This is a genomic window from bacterium, assembly GCA_030685015.1.
In the GTDB taxonomy this organism is placed as follows: domain Bacteria; phylum CAIWAD01; class CAIWAD01; order CAIWAD01; family CAIWAD01; genus CAIWAD01.
This window is the reverse complement of record JAUXWS010000082.1, coordinates 17,814-35,076: the sequence shown is the minus strand read 5'-3', so window position 1 is coordinate 35,076 and position 17,263 is coordinate 17,814. Positions and strand designations below refer to the sequence as shown.

8 protein-coding genes are annotated in these 17,263 nt (G+C 66.5%); 6 read left to right on the top strand and 2 right to left on the bottom strand.

Features of this window, described 5'->3' with window-relative positions; translation table 11 throughout:
- Positions 1-12: 12 nt before the first annotated feature.
- The 5 genes from Q8O14_11815 to Q8O14_11795 all read left to right on the top strand — a co-directional run bounded on the left by Q8O14_11815 (position 13) and on the right by Q8O14_11795 (position 8,778).
- Positions 13-1,281, top strand: a complete 1,269-nt coding sequence (locus Q8O14_11815; GenBank protein MDP2361413.1) for a TolC family protein — start codon at positions 13-15, stop codon at positions 1,279-1,281.
- On the top strand, positions 1,278-2,927 hold the full coding sequence (locus Q8O14_11810) for an efflux RND transporter periplasmic adaptor subunit (protein ID MDP2361412.1): 1,650 nt from the start codon (positions 1,278-1,280) through the stop codon (positions 2,925-2,927). Before Q8O14_11815 ends, Q8O14_11810 begins: the two co-directional genes overlap by 4 nt.
- A 78-nt stretch (positions 2,928-3,005) precedes the next feature.
- Complete coding sequence (locus Q8O14_11805) at positions 3,006-6,269, top strand: CusA/CzcA family heavy metal efflux RND transporter (protein ID MDP2361411.1); 3,264 nt, start codon at positions 3,006-3,008, stop codon at positions 6,267-6,269.
- Between the two features lie 35 nt (positions 6,270-6,304).
- A complete protein-coding gene (locus Q8O14_11800) occupies positions 6,305-7,666 on the top strand; it encodes a sigma-54 dependent transcriptional regulator (protein ID MDP2361410.1) in 1,362 nt (453 codons plus the stop codon).
- Complete coding sequence (locus tag Q8O14_11795) at positions 7,663-8,778, top strand: ATP-binding protein (GenBank protein ID MDP2361409.1); 1,116 nt, start codon at positions 7,663-7,665, stop codon at positions 8,776-8,778. The genes Q8O14_11800 and Q8O14_11795 overlap by 4 nt, the downstream gene beginning before the upstream one ends.
- Positions 8,779-9,485: 707 nt before the next feature.
- Here Q8O14_11795 and Q8O14_11790 read toward each other — a convergent pair.
- Positions 9,486-13,577, bottom strand: a complete 4,092-nt coding sequence (locus Q8O14_11790) for a UvrD-helicase domain-containing protein (protein MDP2361408.1) — start codon at positions 13,575-13,577, stop codon at positions 9,486-9,488.
- A complete protein-coding gene (locus tag Q8O14_11785; protein MDP2361407.1) occupies positions 13,574-16,324 on the bottom strand; it encodes a DEAD/DEAH box helicase in 2,751 nt (916 codons plus the stop codon). The genes Q8O14_11790 and Q8O14_11785 overlap by 4 nt, the downstream gene beginning before the upstream one ends.
- Before the next feature lie 272 nt (positions 16,325-16,596).
- Between Q8O14_11785 and Q8O14_11780 the strand changes: the two genes are divergently transcribed.
- On the top strand, positions 16,597-17,235 hold the full coding sequence (locus Q8O14_11780) for a hypothetical protein (GenBank protein MDP2361406.1): 639 nt from the start codon (positions 16,597-16,599) through the stop codon (positions 17,233-17,235).
- Positions 17,236-17,263 lie beyond the last annotated feature (28 nt).

Here is a 17,263-nt window from a genome sequence, read left to right as displayed (position 1 = left end):
AAGGAGAAAGGGATGATGCGCCACGCGCGGGTGACGATCCTGACAGGTCTGTTGGCATGTGCCGGGACCTGGGCCGAGGAGACGGACCTCCGGCCCCTCGCGCCGGATTTGGATCTGTTGATCCAGCAAGCCCTTTCCCAGGCGCCTGTCCTGGCCCTGGCTCACGCCCGCGTGGAGGCGGCTCGCGCCCGGTCGGGAGCCGCGGCGGCCCTGCCCGACCCATCGCTGGAGCTGGCGGGGCAGGCCATGGGCATCTCTCCGCTTGGGAACAACTCCACGTTGACGCTGGAACTCGGCCAGGAACTCCCCTACCCCGGCAAACGGGCCGCCCGCCGGGCCACGGCCGAGGCCGAGTCGGCCGTGAGCGAGATGGAGTTGAAAACCATGCAGGCCCAAGTGGTGGAAGCCCTGCGCATCTCCTACGCCGGACTCTATGCCGCGGATCAGGAATGGGAAGCGTTTAGCTTGGCTGGTGAATGGCTCTCCTTGGCAGAGGGCGCCGTCTCTGCCAGCATCGCCTCGGGACAGGCGGATCGGGCAGCCCTGCTGCGTCTGCGTGTGCAGGCCGCCGAACTGAGGCAGTGGAAGGCCGGCGTGACGGCGGAACGGGCGGGCCTGCTGGCGGACCTCAATCTATTGCTCGGTCAGCCGGCAGACCAGGATCTGGGTGTCGTGCACGCCCTGCCGGTGCTGGATCTGGCTCCCTGGGACAGTCTGGCGGCATGGCTTGACGCCAATCCGGAGCAGCGTGTAAAAGCTGCGGAGGTCCAGGTTGCGGTGCATCGGCAGGAAGAGTCGCGCCTGGATCTACGACCTGACTTCATGGTGGGCGCCGGGGGCGGCTTGTCGGCCATGTCGGATCCCGTCATCATGCTGAAGCTGGGCTCGACCCTGCCTCTCTGGCGTAACAAGAAGCAAGGTCCCTTGCTCTTGGCCGCCCGCCACGAACAAGAGGCGGCGGAGGCGGCTGCGGGCGCCGCGCGTGCCCAGGCCTTGGCGGACCTCAGGCGCTGGCAGGCTGAATGGCAGCGCACCCGGGAGGTGGTCCGCGAGTACCGGGACTCCATTCTGCCCCTGCGCGAATCCACCACCGAAGCGGGTCTGTCCACATACACCAATCGGGGAGCCGACTTCGCCGGACTAATCGACGACATCCTGCAGCGGATCGACGCCAGGACAGGCCTGGCGCGAGCCGAATCGGAGCAGATGATTGCCTGGGCGCGCATCCAGCGGCTCTGCCCGGAACCGGAATTTCAACGTGACGAAAGGAAGACACCATGAACCGGTCCACCAAGATCCTCGTGTGGAGTCTGGTAGCGCTGGCGGCGTTGGGCACGGGCCTGGCGCTGACCCTGCGTTCCCATTCCCCCACGGGCGAGCACGTCAGCCAGTACCACTGCCCCATGCACCCCACGTACGTCAGTGAAAAGCCGGGGGATTGTCCGATCTGCGGCATGCGCCTGGTTCCGGTCGAAGTGGCAGAGGCAAGCGCGTCCCCTGCTGCGACGGCGGGTAGCGGCATGGCGCCGCCTGCGCAGGATTCACTTGCCACGGGATGGACCTGCCCCATGCATCCCGACGTGCATGCCGACAAGACCGGCGCCTGTCCCACCTGCGGCATGGATCTGGTTCCCGAGAAGCGAAAACCGGCCACGGCTCCAGCCCTGCAGACAACCTACAGTTGCCCCATGCACCCCGATGTCAAGACCACCCAGCCGGGCAGCTGCCCCTCCTGCGGCATGGATCTGGTGCCCGCCAGGAAGGCGGAGGCGGAGCTGGGAAAAGGAGCTGGCCGCCGGCTGCTGTACTACCGCAATCCGATGAATCCCCAGGTGACTTCAGCGACGCCCGCCAAGGACGAGATGGGCATGGACTACGTGCCGGTGTACTCGGATGCTGCTGCGACCACCGGCGACGTGCCGGGACTATCGACGGTCTCCACCAGCGCGGAGGGCATGCGCCAGGCCGGCGTGCAGGTGGCGGTCGTGCAGCGGGGCGAACTGGGACGCGGCATTCGCACCGTGGGCCAGGTGCGGGCCGATGAGGGCCGGGTGCGGTTGATCAGTTTGAAGGTGGGAGGCTGGATCGAGGAGCTGTGGGTCCAGGTCACGGGCCAGGTCGTGCGAAAGGGCCAGCCTCTGTTGACGCTCTACTCGCCAGAACTGCTGCAAGCGCAGGAGGAATTCGCACAGGCCCTGGCCGGTGCCCGCCGGATGCAGGGTGGCGCGACCGCGAGCGAAGCCACGGCCCTGATGTCCGCCGCCCGTCGCCGTCTAGAACTACTGGACGCCCCGCCCACGCTGATTGCCGAGTTGGAGGCTGGGGCTCCGGCCCGACGGGCAGTGGTATTGGACGCACCCTCGGCGGGCTTCGTCACGGTCAAGCCCGTGCTCCAGGGACAGCGCGTCGAGGCGGGCATGGAACTCTTCACTGTGACGGACTTGGACAAGGTCTGGGTGGACGCGGCCATCTACGAGAGCGAAGCCGCGCGCGCCCATGTCAACCAGATCGCCGAAATCAGCCTGCCCAGCGACCCAGGTCATCCCTTCAAGGCCCACGTGCAGCAGGTCCTGCCCACGCTGGATCCGGTCACCCGCACCGTGTCGCTGCGCTTCCGCCTGGACAACCCGGGCCTGACGCTGAAGCCGGGCATGTACGTGGACGTGGCCCTGGAAACCGACACCCAGCCAGGCCTTCTGATTCCGGCCTCCGCCATCCTGGACAGCGGCCTGCGACAGATCGTCTACGTAGAGTCCAACCCGGGCACCTTCACGCCACGAATGATCCGCGTGGGCCTGCGCGATGGCGACCAGGCTCTGGTCGTCTCCGGGCTTAAGGAGGGCGAACGCGTGGCCAGTCGCGGCACCTTCCTGCTGGACTCCGAGGCCCGCATCCGCGGCGCTCTGGCCGAGACCCGCACTCCCTGACACCATCACGAGAGGTCCATCCATGATCCGGCGCATCATCGATCCGCAGTCACTGTCTCCATCATGTGAGGTTCATCGATGATCCGGCGCATCATCACCTTCTCGGCGCAACATCGCCTGCTGGTCATTCTGGCAGTGCTTGCCCTTTGTGCCGTGGCCTTTCGCGTACTGGGCAAGATCCGGCTGGACGCACTGCCCGACCTCTCGGATACCCAGGTCATCATCTACTCCAAATGGGACCGCTCCCCGGACCTCATCGAAGACCAGGTGACCTATCCCATCGTCAGCGCCCTGCTCGGCGCGCCGCGCGTGAAGGCCATCCGCGGCTACTCGGATTTCGGCTTCTCCTACATCTACGTCGTGTTCCAGGACGGCACGGACATCTACTGGGCCCGCTCGCGGGTGCTGGAGTACCTGTCGAAGATCCAGGCGGATCTGCCCCAAGGGGTCCGAACGGAGCTGGGGCCGGACGCCACGGGGGTGGGCTGGGTCTACCAGTACGCGCTGGTGGATCGTTCGGGCACGCACTCGCTGGACGACCTGCGCGCCTTCCAGGACTGGAATCTGCGTTACGCGCTGCAGTCGGTGCCGGGCGTGTCCGAAGTCGCTTCGATCGGGGGCATCAAGCGGCAAGTGCAGATCACCGTGGATCCCAACCGCTTGGCGGCGCACAACCTTTCATTGGACCAGATAGCCGGCGCCATCCGCCGGTCCAACAACGAATCCGGTGGCCGGCTGGTGGAGTGGAGCGGCACCGAGTACATGGTGCGAGTACACGGTTATGCCCAAACGTTGACGGATTTCGAGCGCATCGTGGTGTCGGCGGTCGATGGCGTGCCCGTCCTGCTGAAGGACGTGGCGCGCATTGCCTTGGGGCCGGACATGCGGCGTGGCGTGGCAGACCTGGATGGGCTGGGAGACGCCGTGGGCGGCATTATCGTCATGCGTCACGGTGAGAATGCCCTGAACGTCATCAATGCGGTCAAGGCACGGTTGGAGAGCCTGAGGCCCTCGCTGCCCGCCGGCGTCGAGGTGGTCACGACCTACGACCGCGCGGACCTGATCGAGCGGGCGCTGGACACGCTCAAGCACGAGCTCGTCGTCGAGATACTGATCGTCTCGCTGGTGATCCTGCTCTTCCTCTGGCACTTCCCCTCGGCCGTGGTGCCCATCATCACCATCCCCATCTCGGTGCTCTTGTCCTTCATCCCCCTCTACCTGATGGGCATCTCCGTCAACATCATGTCGCTGGCGGGCATCGCCATTTCCATCGGCGTGTTGGTGGACGGAGCCATCGTTGAAGTGGAGAACGCCTACAACAAGATCCACCACTGGCAGGTGGGGGGCCGCCAAGGCGACTTCCACCAGGTGCGGTTGGCGGCCCTGGTCGAAGTGGGTCCCTCGGTCTTCTTCTCCTTGCTCGTGATCGCCGTGGCCTTCCTGCCCATCTTCGCCCTGGTCGACCAGGAGGGTCGGCTCTTCAAGCCCCTGGCCTTGTCCAAGACCCTGGCGATGGCCATGGCCGCGTTGTTGGCCATCACATTGGACCCCGCCCTGCGCATGCTCTTTGCCCGCGAAGAGCCCTTCCGCTTCAAGCCGCGCTGGCTGGCCGGCCTTGCCAGTAGCCTGGCCGTGGGCACCTACCACTCCGAGGAGCGCCATCCCATCAGCCGCGCCATCTTCCGGGTCTACGAGCCCGCCTGCCGGGTTGTGCTCGAGCATCCCTGGAAGACCGTGCTGGCGGCCCTGGCGCTGGTGGCGCTCAGCCTGCCGGTCTACTTCAAGCTTGGCACCGAATTCATGCCGCCCTTGAACGAAGGCACGATCCTCTACATGCCCACGACGCTGCCGGGCATCTCCGTCAGCCAGGCGCAGGACCTGCTGCAGACCCAGGATCAGATCATCAAGTCCTTCCCCGAGGTGGAGCGCGTCTTCGGCAAGGCCGGACGGGCGGACACGGCGACGGACCCGGCGCCCTTGTCGATGATGGAGACGACGGTGGTGTTGAAGCCGCCCAGCGAGTGGCGGGCAAAGGAACGCTGGTATTCGTCCTGGTGGCCCGAGCGTCTCAAGCCGCTGCTGCGCCCGATCTGGCCGGACCACTTGTCCTGGGACGAGCTTGTCGATCAGCTGAACGACTCCCTGAGGACGCCGGGCGTCACCAATGCCTGGACCATGCCCATCAAGGCGCGCACCGACATGCTGACCACCGGCGTGCGCACGCCGGTGGGGATCAAGATTTTCGGCTCCGATCCAGCGGAGATCGAGCGCGTGGGGCGGGAGATCGAGCAGCTCATCCGCGAGGTTCCAGGCACACGCAGCGTCTATGCCGAGCGCGCCAGCAGCGGCTACTTTCTCGACATCGTGCCGCGCCGCGACCAACTGGCGCGCCACGGCCTGACCATCGAGGATGTGCAGATGGTGGTCGGCAGCGCCATCGGCGGCGACGAGGTCAGCACGGTCATCGACGGCCGACAGCGCTTCTCCGTCAACCTGCGCTATCCGCGCGAGCTGCGCAGCGACCTGGACCAGATGGCCCGCGTGCTGGTGCCCACGCCTTCCGGCACACAGGTGCCGCTGGGGCAGTTGGCCGATCTGCTCATCGCCAGCGGGCCGTCGATGCTGCGCAACGAGAACGGCTTCCTCTCGGGCTACGTCTACGTGGACATCGCGGGCCGGGACGTGGGCGGCTATGTCGACGAGGCCAAGACCAAGGTGGTTGCCGGGCTGAAGTTGCCGGCGGGCACCAGCCTGCAGTGGAGCGGACAGTACGAGAACATGCAGCGGGTGGGCGAGCACCTGCGGCTCATCATTCCCATCACCCTCTGCCTCATCCTGCTCCTGCTCTACTTGAACACGCGCTCGGGCTTCAAGACCCTGCTCGTCATGCTGGCCGTGCCTTTCTCGGCCATCGGGGCGATCTGGCTCTTCTATTGGCTGGACTACAACGTCTCCATCGCCGCCTGGGTGGGCATGATCGCCCTGCTGGGCCTGGACGCCGAGACCGGCGTCTTCATGCTGCTCTTCCTGGACCTGGCCTGCGATGAGGCGCGGCGCGAAGGCCGCTTGACCACCCACGCCGAGCTGGACGTGGCCCTCATGCACGGCGCCGTCAAGCGGGCGCGGCCCAAGATGATGACCGTGGCCGCCACCTTCATGGGCCTCCTGCCCATCATGTGGGCTACCTCGGCGGGCGCCGACGTGATGAAGCGTATAGCCGCGCCCATGATTGGTGGTCTTTTCACATCATTCCTGCTGGAATTGCTCGTGTACCCGGCAGTCTACAAACTGTGGATGCTGCGCACGGAGCTGAAAGGAATGAAGAAGCAGGCTGTTGCCTGATCCTTGCAGGGAGCTTCCGGCAGCCAGGAGAGACCATGAGCGACCGCATTCTCTTCGCGGACGACGATCCCAGTTTCCTCGAGGGGATGTGCTTCCTGTTGGAGGAGGCCGGCTATCCCGTTGAACGGGCCACCGGCGGGCGCGAGGCCTTTGAACTGCTGCAGCGAAGCCGATTTCCCGTCATGATCACCGACCTGCGCATGCCGGACCTGGATGGCCTGGACTTGCTGCGCAAGGCGCAGGGCCTCGACCCCGATCTCATCATCATCATGATCACGGCCCTGGGCGACGCGGCACATGCCGTGGAGGCGATGAAGGCCGGCGCCTTTGATTTCCTGCCCAAGCCTTGTGAGCGGGACGCCTTCATTCTAACCATCAGCCGCGCCATGGAACACGCCCGTTTGCGACGTCAGGTGCGCGAGTTGAGCCGGCCCGCCGGCAGCCTGGGCAAGCAGTTGATTCATGCGTCGGATGGGATGGCGGACCTGCTGGCGATGGTGGATCGTGTCGCTGCCTCGGACGCCACCGTGCTCATCGAAGGGGAGAGTGGCACGGGCAAGGAGCTGGTCGCACGACGCCTGCACGCCGCCAGTCCCCGGCACGCGGGGCCCTTCGTGGCCATCAACTGCGGTGCGCTGCCCCACGAACTGCTCGAGTCCGAACTCTTCGGCCATGTGCGCGGCGCCTTCACGGGGGCGACGCAGGACCGGCCGGGGCGCTTCCGCCAAGCGGAGGGCGGCACACTGCTGCTGGACGAGATTGGGGAGATGCCGCTGGACCTTCAGACGCGCCTCCTGCGTGTCCTCCAGGAGCGCGTGCTGGAGCCCGTCGGCGCGGACCATTCGATTCCCCTGGACGTGCGGGTGGTGGTGGCCAGCAACCGGCCCCTGGAGGCGGAGGTGGAAGCCGGGCGTTTCCGCCGGGATCTCTACTACCGCCTCAACGTCGTGCCGCTGCGCGTGCCGCCGCTGCGCGAGCGACCCGAGGACGTGCTTTGCCTGGCGCGTCATTTCCTGGCACGTCACAGTGGGGGACGAGAGTGGCGCATCCATGCGGACGCGGCGCGACGCCTGTGCGCCCGGCCCTGGCCGGGCAACGTGCGCGAGCTGGAGAACTTTTGCCAGCGCGCGGCCCTCTTGTCCGAAACCTGTGAATTGGACGTGGGCTTCCTGACGGAGCCTGGACCCGCCGGGCCGAATGTCATCACCACTGACGACATTCAATTGCCAGCGGAGGGCATCTCCTTGTTGGACCTGGAACGGGCCATCCTGGTCAAGGCGCTGGAGATGAACCAGGACAACCAGAGCGCAACAGCCCGCTTCCTGGGCATCCCGCGTCACATTCTGCTCTACCGGATGGAGAAGTTCGGCATCCTGGCGAAAGGGCGCGCCGAATGAAGGCCGAAGCTCAGACCACGGGCTGGGCTTGGCTGGCCTCCGGCCCGGCATTGTTGTGGCTGTGGGCGCCCATCCTGGCCATCAGCATGACGCACCTCCTGACGCCGGCCTCCGTGGACTGGCTGCATGATGTGCTCCGACGCCTCTACTACGTGCCAATCATCGGCGCGGCCTTCCTCTTCGGGCTGCGCGGGTCGGTCGTGGCCGCACTGGCCTCCACCCTGCTCTACCTGCCCCACGCCTTCTTGATGGCCGGCATGCAGGACTCCATGCTGCATCAGGACCCCACCGGCACGGCCAACAAGGTGCTGGAAGTCCTGCTTTACAACGTGGTGGGGCTGGTCACGGGTCTGCTTGCTGAACGCGAGCATCGCTCCCGGCTGGAGGTCGAGCGCAAGATCGAGCAGATGCTGGCGCTGGAGCAGCAGCTGGTCCGTTCCGGGAGATTGCAGGCGTTGGGGCAATTGACCGCAGGCTTGGCCCATGAGATCCGCAATCCACTGGCTTCGCTCAAGACGGCCGTCACGATCGTTTCCGATGAGATTCCCACGACCTCGCCACGGCGACGTTTCGTCGAGATCCTGGGCAAGGAGCTGGACCGCTTGGACGCCCTGCTCACCCGCTTCCTTGCCTTTGCGCGTCCCGGGCAGGTGAATTTGGTGGAGGTTGATCTGGCCCTGGTGATGGAAAGAGCGAAGGAACTTGTCCACGCCCAGGCCGAGCTGCGTGGTGTCCGCCTGGAAGCCGAGACGAATGGTCCGGCCCTTGTTCGGGGGGATCTCGATCAACTGACCCAGGTCCTGCTCAACGTCCTGCTCAATGCCATCCAGTTCAGCCGACCGAAAAGCCGAGTGCGAGTGCGGCGCGAAGAACAGGTGCTGCCCCATGGCCACTACCAGGTCATCTCCATCCTGGACGAAGGTCCCGGCATTGCCCCAGATCAGCTGGAACGAATCTTCGACCCTTTCTTCACCTCGCGTGCCGATGGCACCGGCTTGGGCCTTTCCATCGCCAGCCGGCTGATGGACGAGCACGGCGGCTACATAGACGTGGCAAATCGCCCCGAGGGCGGGGCCAGAATACAGCTGTACCTGCCAGGTCACAAGGCATGAGTTACCTGAAGGCAGGCCCACCGGATGAATTCACGCCTTGAGCTCGTCAATTGTCTTGGTGTGTCAATTGACAAAGTGGTCCCCATCGAGCCCGTCTAAGAGTATGGCAGCAATGGGATTAAATCCGATCTCCCTTGTTCCCTTAGGTCCAATGAACTACTCTCCCACCCAGGCGATTCCAGCCCCCTGGAATCGACCCGCCGGCATGCGTAGGGCACGTGCCGGCAAGTAGTCCAGCATAGGCATGTGCGGACTACTCCCCCAGAAAAGGTCTTCCTCCCACATGGGTGGGCGGAAGGCCTTTTTCACGCTTGGTTCGTGATCCCTCATGCGAGTGACACGGTGCATGTTGTTGTGTGAAGGGCTTGTCGTCCGTTTGAGGTGACAGGGCAAGCCACGTGAAGAAGCGACGCTGCCGACCGGTCGACGGCCCTTTCCTGGCGCACATGATGATCCAACTGGACGGCGATTGCCGGCAACGGTCCGCATGCTTCAGCTGGCCGCATGCCAGTGGTGAGGTCCGAGCCGGTCGATCCAGCGGTCTAGCAGCCTGTCGGGCTTGGGCCTTGGATGGGATCCGCGCCCAAATCGAGGCCGGTCTTTCGGAATTTTCGCATAGCATACTGGTGGTCTGTTCAAGAAAATTGCGGAAAATCCGGACCGATTGGGGCGATGAAGACCGCCAAGTGGACAAGTCCGACAGGCTGCTAGGCCGGACGAGGAGTCAAGGACTGTGAAGGGACCGGCTGTGGCACACCCGCCGGCACCACCAGCCAATAGAAGCCCCGCCGCTGCACCTCCGCATCCGGACGGAACTCCAGGCCTTCCCTCGTCAGCTCCCGGCGGATCACCGCCGCCACGCGCAGGCCGGTGCAAGGTGTGTCGGCGGGTTGGCCAAAACCAGCCAGGTAGTCGCTCAGCTGCTCCCGATAGGCCCTGGAGACCTGCCCCACCTCCAGGCGTCGGCCGTCGATCTCGGCCAACAGGCTCTTCCCTTGCAGCACCAAAGCCTGACCATGGGGCAGCCGGTCGTGGAGGAGGCGCTGGTGGGCCGCCAGGTCCTCCGCATCGGCATGGACGCCCCGGCGCACCAGGCCACTCAAATCCACGTCTTCCAGGGAGGCCAGCACAGGTGGGAGGCGGCGACTGGATGCAAAGGCCGTGCCGGCGGCCAGGGCCTGTTCGCGCGGCCCCTCGATCACGATCAAGCGGCGCGCGGCTCGCGTGCAGGCCACATAGGCCACCCGACGCTCTTCCTCCAGCTCATCGGGGCTGGTGCCCAGTTTCATGGCGGAAGGCGCCAGCACCACCGCGTCGTATTGAAGACCCTTGGCGCGATGGATCGTGCCCAGCAGCACCTCCTGCACAGGAGCCTTCTCTTCATCCTGGTCGGACGGCCAGAGCTGCAGGGCCTGCAGGAGCCCGTCGGGCTGGGCGGCCAGCTCATCGGCGGCCGACAACAAGTCGTCCCGCCGGATGGGATCTCCCAGGTTGCGCGCCAGACCCCGCGCCAGGCGTCGCCCTGTGCGCAGGGCTCGTTGATCCCAGTCCGCCTGCCGATCGCGCTGGGCTTTTCGGTCCCTGCTGATGCACTCGGCCACGCCCATCGCATCCGTTACTTCCGGCAGGTCCGCCAGCAGCGCCCGCACATGCAGCCACTCCCGCGCATGCTCGAAGTGGGCATAGGCCTGATCGGTCAGGATCTCCAACGAGCCCATCTGACTGCTCAGGTTCTGGAAGCGCGTGTCCCGCTCCAGGGCGGCCAGGGTCAAGCCCAGCTCGGCGTTGGTGCGGAAGAGCACGCCGATGCGGGCCAGCGGCTCACCCTTGCTCTTGGTTGTCCCAAGCAGGGGATAGAGGGAACCCAGCACCTGGGCCGGGTCATGAGGATCGCCCGGCAGCACGTGGACATCGCCTCCCTTGTGCCGGGCCTTCTGGGGTGCGCTTCCCCTCCGACCTCGCCGCTGCCAGGCTTCCGCCAGCACCGTCGAGCTGCAGCGGTAGTTGGTGGCGAGCGTGAGCGATGTGGGTGGCTTGTCCATGGCCGCCAGGGATTGCTCCAGCGCCTCGATCAAAGGTTCGGGGGCCGGGGACTCACCCAGCGCCGCCCGTTCGTGGCCATAGATGGACTGGTCCGGATCACCCACCGCGAAGAGCGATCCCCGGGCTCCTTTGGCCAGCACTTGCAGAAGTTCCAGACGTGGTCGCGTCAGGTCCTGCATCTCATCCAGCAGGATCTCCTTCGCCACCAGCCGAGCGGGCTGGCGTTCCAGTTCCCAGGCGGCCCAGGGGATCCACAGTTCCACCGGCGGCTTCACACCACAAATCGTCTTGCGAGCCTGATCGGGGTCCGGCCGCTCAACCAACAGCTTGGCGGCCGGCCGCCAGCCCTTGCCATCCCGACGCACCCAACCTTGCCCTTCCCAGTGGGACAGCCACTCTGGACGCCGGGCCTGGGCCTCTTCCAGGAGGCGTTGGAAGATCTCTGGTTCAGCGAAGCGTGCCGGTGGCCCCAGCACCAGGCCGGCGTAGCCGTGCAGGGTGTGCACGGGCACGCGCTCCGCCTCGCCGCGGATGCCCAGCTTGAGAAAGAGCGCGGCCAGGCGGTGTCGGATCTCCAGCACCACGGCCCGGTTGTAGGCCAGCACCAGCAGGTCCTGCGGTCTGCACTCCTTCTCCAGCAGCAGCCAGGCGCAGCGCAGGCTGAGGATGTGGGTCTTGCCGCTCCCCGGACCTGCCGAAATCAGCACCGCGCCGCCGGGAGGATGCGTAATGGCCTGGCGCTGCTCGGCATTGCCCAGCTCTGTCAAGGTCGCCTCGACCAGGTGCCCTTGTGCGGCGTGCAGCAGCTTGGCCATTTCGTCCGCAAGACCCTGCGCCTCCCAGCGCTGCCGCAGGGCGGGGTCCAGCAAGCGGCGCTGCAGGCAGTCCAGCAGCTCGTCGGCGGATGCACACTCAAAGAAATCGTGGAAGAAGCTGCGCTGCTCCGCGGGATCCAGGTGGGCGGCCAGGTCCAGACTTGCCAGGCGATATTCGCCCAGGCGCAGCTGCTCCTCAAAATCGTTCGCGACCACCTGGTCGGCGGCCTCTCCTGTCGACGCGCCCCCCGGCTCGATCGGGCGCGTGTCCAGCAGGTCCAGCTCGATGGAACGGCCGAGCAGGGGCTCGCCGCCCGTCAGGCCACATGCGGCCAGGTAGCCCAGCGCGCTCTCCAGGTCCGGCAGCGTGCAGCGCAGCTCGGTCAACCAGGTGGAGAGGATCTTGGCCTGGCCGGTCCGCTTCATCCCAAGGAGATCGGGCATCACGCGCCGGCAGAGATCCTCCAACTCGGGCAGGGCCTTGGTCAATCCTCCCAGGTGGCGACTAAGGGCGATCTGCACCCCGCGTTCGGCGTCGAAGGTGGATTCCACCCGGAGGCCCCCGCGGTGTCTCAACAGGCGCAGGAGCGGACCCACTTGCTGGGGGATCAGACGCATTTGGCGCTCCCGCCAGGACTGCTTCCGTCTGGCCTGCGCTTCCGCCGGCAAGCCCCGCAGCCAGGACCAGTCCACCTCCTCCGCCTGGTCCTGCGCCGCCTGCCTGAGGCGCAGGCGGAGTTCGTCGCGCTCCAGGATGAGGTCCTGGCTCTCCACCTGCCGGTTGAGGGACAGCGCCAAGGTGAAGGGGACGCAGGCCGAGAAGGGCAGGGAGGCATGCTCGGCGCACCACACCCGCTCCGCCTCATCGTGTTCCAGCGACAAGGTGACCATCGCCTCGTTCAGCAGCGCGAAGCAGTCCTGCCGTTCGCCCTCCTGAATCAGCCGGAACAGCTCGCCCAGCTCGCCCGATCCCGCTGCGCGGATGAGATCGTTGGAATTGACCTGGACGTGGCCGCGGGTCTGGGCGGACTGCCGCACGACCTGCTGCAAGCGGGCCAGCGGGCTGTCCCCGCTCAAGCGGCGCGGGCCCAATCGAAAGGAAAGGAAGGGCGGAAAGAAGCAGCCCAGCTTGATGCGCTGCAAGCGTTCCAGCCAGTGCAGGGCCACGCGCAGCTTGGTGTCGTCCAGCTTGGAACTGGGCAAAAGGGCGCGGGCGGAGAGCGGGATCACCAGTCGCCCCTTGTGCAGCCGGCCATGGATCCGGCGCGAGAAATCAAGCAGTGCGGAGAGGACGGTCTGCAGATCGCGCCAGTGCAGGCGGCCCCTGCGGTGAAAACCGCGGGCGCGGTTCACCTCATCCTGACTGTAATAGAGCCAGCAGGAAATGGGCTGCTCCGTTGAGTAGCCTGCCTCACGCAGCAGGCGCCGATCGCGGCCGGCCCGCCCGATCTCCTGCAGGTAGTCCTCCAGGGTGGTGGGCAGGTCCAGATGGGCCAGGAAATGGATGTTGGGGATGTCCATGCCCATGCCGAAGGCCTTGGTGGAGACGAGCACCTGCAGCTCGCCCTTGAGGAACTGCTCATAAATCTCCAGGCGCTCTTCGCTGGGCAGTCCGGCATGGAAGATGCCCACGGCGAGGCGCGCACCGCCCTTGGCCAGGAACTGGCGGAGCACTTCGGCATGCCGGGCCGTGTCCTTGCGGGTGCGGGAGAAGAGCAGGGCGCGGCTCCTCGCGGGGTCGAAGCCCTTCTGAAGCTGTTGGGAGACATGATGCAGGCGGCTCAACAGGTGGGGCTTGACCCAGCCTGCCGCCTCGGGGTTTTCCAGCGCCTCGCGGAGGCTGTCCATCGTGACGGAGGCGAGGGGGCCGTCCCGCACCACCTCGATGCGCAAATGATCGGGCACGGGCGAGGGGCGTTCCTGGGGCTGCTGGATCATCATGTCCTCCCCGCCTTCCACGGGGCGCGAGGACTGAACATCGTCCGCAACTCCTCGATGGCTTGCTTGGAAAGCGTGGCGGAGAGCAGGATCACGGGGGCCGGTTCCTGTCCCGTTTGGCGCAGTTGCTGCACCTGAAGGGCGGCGGAGTGGTAGTCCGGTCGGAAGTCCAGGCCCCATTGGCTGATGCAGTGGGCCTCGTCGAAGATCCAATGCTCGGCCCGGCCGTCGCGATTCAAGCGCGCCTGGAGGGCTCTCAGGAAGGCGCGGCTGCGGAAACGCTCGGGCGAGACGTAGATCATCCAGATCTCCCCGCCCGCCAGGCGCTGGTAGACATCCTTGAGTTCGAAGGGATCCAGGTCGCCCGTGATGGCGTCCACCACACCCACGAAGCCCAGGCGCATGAGGGAGGCCACCTGGTCGGTCATCAGCGCCTTGAGGGGTGCCACCACGACGGAGAGCCGCCGGTGCCAGGATCCCTTCAGCAGGCTGGGACCCTGGAAGATCACGGATTTGCCACCGCCCGTGGGCAGGGAGACAATCTGGTCGACGCCCTGCATCACGCGCTCGAGGTAGGCCAGCTGATCGTCGCGAAAGCGGCCCGGACCCCCCTGCTCTCCCCGACCGGCCAGGAAGGCGCCCTCCAGGAAGAGGCGCCATGCTGTCTGAGGCGGCTGGGGCCGGGAGCGTGGAAAAGCCTCCATCAAGGCCTGCGCGAGGATTCTGTCCGCACGCTGGGTGGAAAGATCGTGCAGGATGGGTGTCACCCCCGTCCGCCGCGGCGCCCAGGCCAGCCGCTCGTCCAGCAGCCAGACCTCACCGCCTCCCGCTTCGCGCCAATCCAGCAGGATCCTCCCGGCATGGCGCAGCCAGCTTTCCGTGGCGCGCAAGCGCCAGCCCGTGGGCACCCAGTCCGGCGGAGCATTCTCGTCCTCGCCCGCGCCGGAATCTTGCGTGTCGCCCTCGCCGGCGATCAGCCCCAGGTCGTCCACGCCCTCTGCTTCGTGCGAAGGCTCTGCATGCCTGCTGGGTGTCGCCCCGGGGAAGAGATCCAGGTCCATCGCCTCCAGCACCAGGCGCAGTCCGTCGGCATTAAGGCCCGGCAGTTCGTCCAGGCGCGCCGCAGGCAGGATGGCAAGGCCGCCGGGTGTGCGTCGTAGGCGTCGCACCAGGCTGCCTGCATCAGCCGCCTCCACCAGGCTGAGCCCAGGCTTCCAGGCTCTTAGAGTTTGGGCCAGGGGCGCGAGGTCTTCCTCGCGCTGCACCAGCAGCAAGGTGGGCTGGTCATCCAGCAGGGTGGCCACTTTTTGCAGCTGAAGGCCCCAGTAGTCGCCGCGGTGGGGAGTACCGGGTGAGAGAGTGTGCCTTTCATCGGCGTTGGGCAAGGATACGTCAGGTGGAGAGACGCCGTGCAGTTCAGGCAGTTCGCGGGTCCGCAGCGGCAGGAGGCCCGGCAGGGCCGCCAGCGAAGCACCTGCCAACCCGGCGGCCAGGTCCTCCGCGGCCAGCGGGGCGGAGCGCAGCTGCAGGACGGCCCCACCCTGACGGGACAGCCACCAGGCCCGGGACCTCGCTCCGGCCACGGGTTCCGCCTGGCCCAGCAAGCGCAGGGCCATGTTGGCGGGCAGGCGAAGGCGCCCGGCGCTCCCGGCGCCCAGCAGGAGGGAGGCGACCGGAAGGCCTGCTTCCAGCACCTCCGATTCCGTGAAGGAAGCTTCGGAGCGCTCGGTCCAGAGCCCGGCCGTGTCGCCCCCGACCAGGAGGGTGCGGCAGGAGGCATGATCCTGCAGGAAGGCCTTGACCTCAGGCTGTTCCACCTCAGCCCAGGAGAGAGCGAACCATTGTTGGCGCGAAGGGTGGGCGGGACAGCCGGCCTCCGGGCAGCCCTGGCAGTGGCGCCGCTGACCGCCGGCCGGTCGCAGGGTAGGATGCAGGGACCCCAGATGCAGGCTGTGCCCGGTGGTCCAGGCGCGCCAGGCATGGCGTGACTCGCGCAGGCAGAGTTCACCGGACGAACCTAGCACGGTCAATTGCCGGCGCGCGCCCAGTTCGCCGAGGAGGTGGGGCGGAGCCACGATCAGGGTGGGCAAGGCCGACCTGGGGGCCTCCCGGGAGGCCGCCTCCTTCTGATCGATCCAATCCAGCACGCGCTGGACCCACGGATGGGCGCCCTCTGGCTCCAGACACTCCTCGGGATCGCCCAGATGCGCCAGGGACTCCCTGGCCAGCGACCTCAAAAGCGGAGTCGGCAACTCGCCCAGCAGATCTTCGAGTCCATCCTGCCGCGCATACTGGGCCGCGCCGGAGTTCTCCGCCGCTTGGCGCATGAGCGGCGGGGAGAGGATTCCTTCGCGCGCCAACTGGCCCAGTTGGCGGGTGAACAGCTCAAGGGCCAAGGCGGCGTCCGCCGCGGCGCGGTGGGGCGCCTGCAGGGCCAGATTCCGCCGCCAGGGTGTGAGACGGGCCTGCCAGTGCAGGGTGTCCACCGCCTTGATGCGCTCCCAGGACAGGTCGGGAAAGAGCCGGCGCAGGTGCGGCAGATCCCAGGCCAGCAGGTTGTGCCCCACGACCAGGGGCGCGGCCTCAAGCAGATCCCTCAGGGCGGCGCGCATGGAGTCTGGGCTTGTGCAACTGCGGGAGCCGCGCGAACTGGCCAGACCCAGCTGGGTAATCGTGCTGCCGTCACATTCCACATCCAGGGCCACCACAGGAAGACCTGACAGAGGATGCTGGCGGCCGGTGTGTTCCATCAATCGATGGGTTCCGTGGCTTTCTTGTCATGATGCAGGTGGCGGAATGTGGCAAGGCAGACAGGCAATCGCACACCGGGAGCTGGAAGGCGGGGCCGGGAAGCCCGATGGAATGGCGGCTTGTCCAGCCCGCGAGGGCATACTATATACAACCGCGACCGATCGGACCCCCCCACTGGTTCAAGGTCAAGCTCGTGTCACGACAGCCACTAGACGAAGCCCATCGCCCAACGCTGCTATGCCCGGAGAACGATCTGGAGGCACGCGTCATTGTGGCCCTGGGTCAGAGAGAAGGGCTGGATCTGCGTGTTTCGGCCCAGCCCTGGGGCGCCAGGTTGGAGGGGGAGCCGACCGCCACCTTCGCCGGTCTCGGGCCGGAGGTCTGGATCGTGGAGATGCCCGGCCCCACCATCGAGGAGCGCTTGCGCCGCCAGGGCCACACGGTGCGCATCATCGACCACCACTGGTACTGGCAGCAGGATGGCTCCGTGTTGGATCGCCGTCATGCCCTCTCCAGCCTGGAGCAGGTGGCACAGCTGCTGCACGTCTCGCTGAGTCCCTGGGAGAAGGCCATCGCTCTCAATGATCGCGGCTACATCTGGGCCATGCTGGACGGCGAGGTCCCCTACGACCTGGCCATGGAGCTGCGTCGCCAGGAGCGGAATGGACATGCCGGGCTTGATTCGCCCCCTGAGTGGCAGCGACTTGCCTGCGTGGCCGGCGGCGAAATCTGGTGGGGCAGCGGATCGCACGCCGCCCTCCTCGATCGCCTCTCCCACATGGACGAACAGGAATGGAGGGCTTGGCTGGGTCGGGGACGCCAGCGGGCCGCTCGCGAACCATTGCGCATGTTGCTCGATGACACATTGAAAAATGGGTCGGCCAGCACCTTGACTGGGTATGGCGAGTAGTGTGGTCGTTGGTCCGACTTGTGCAAGG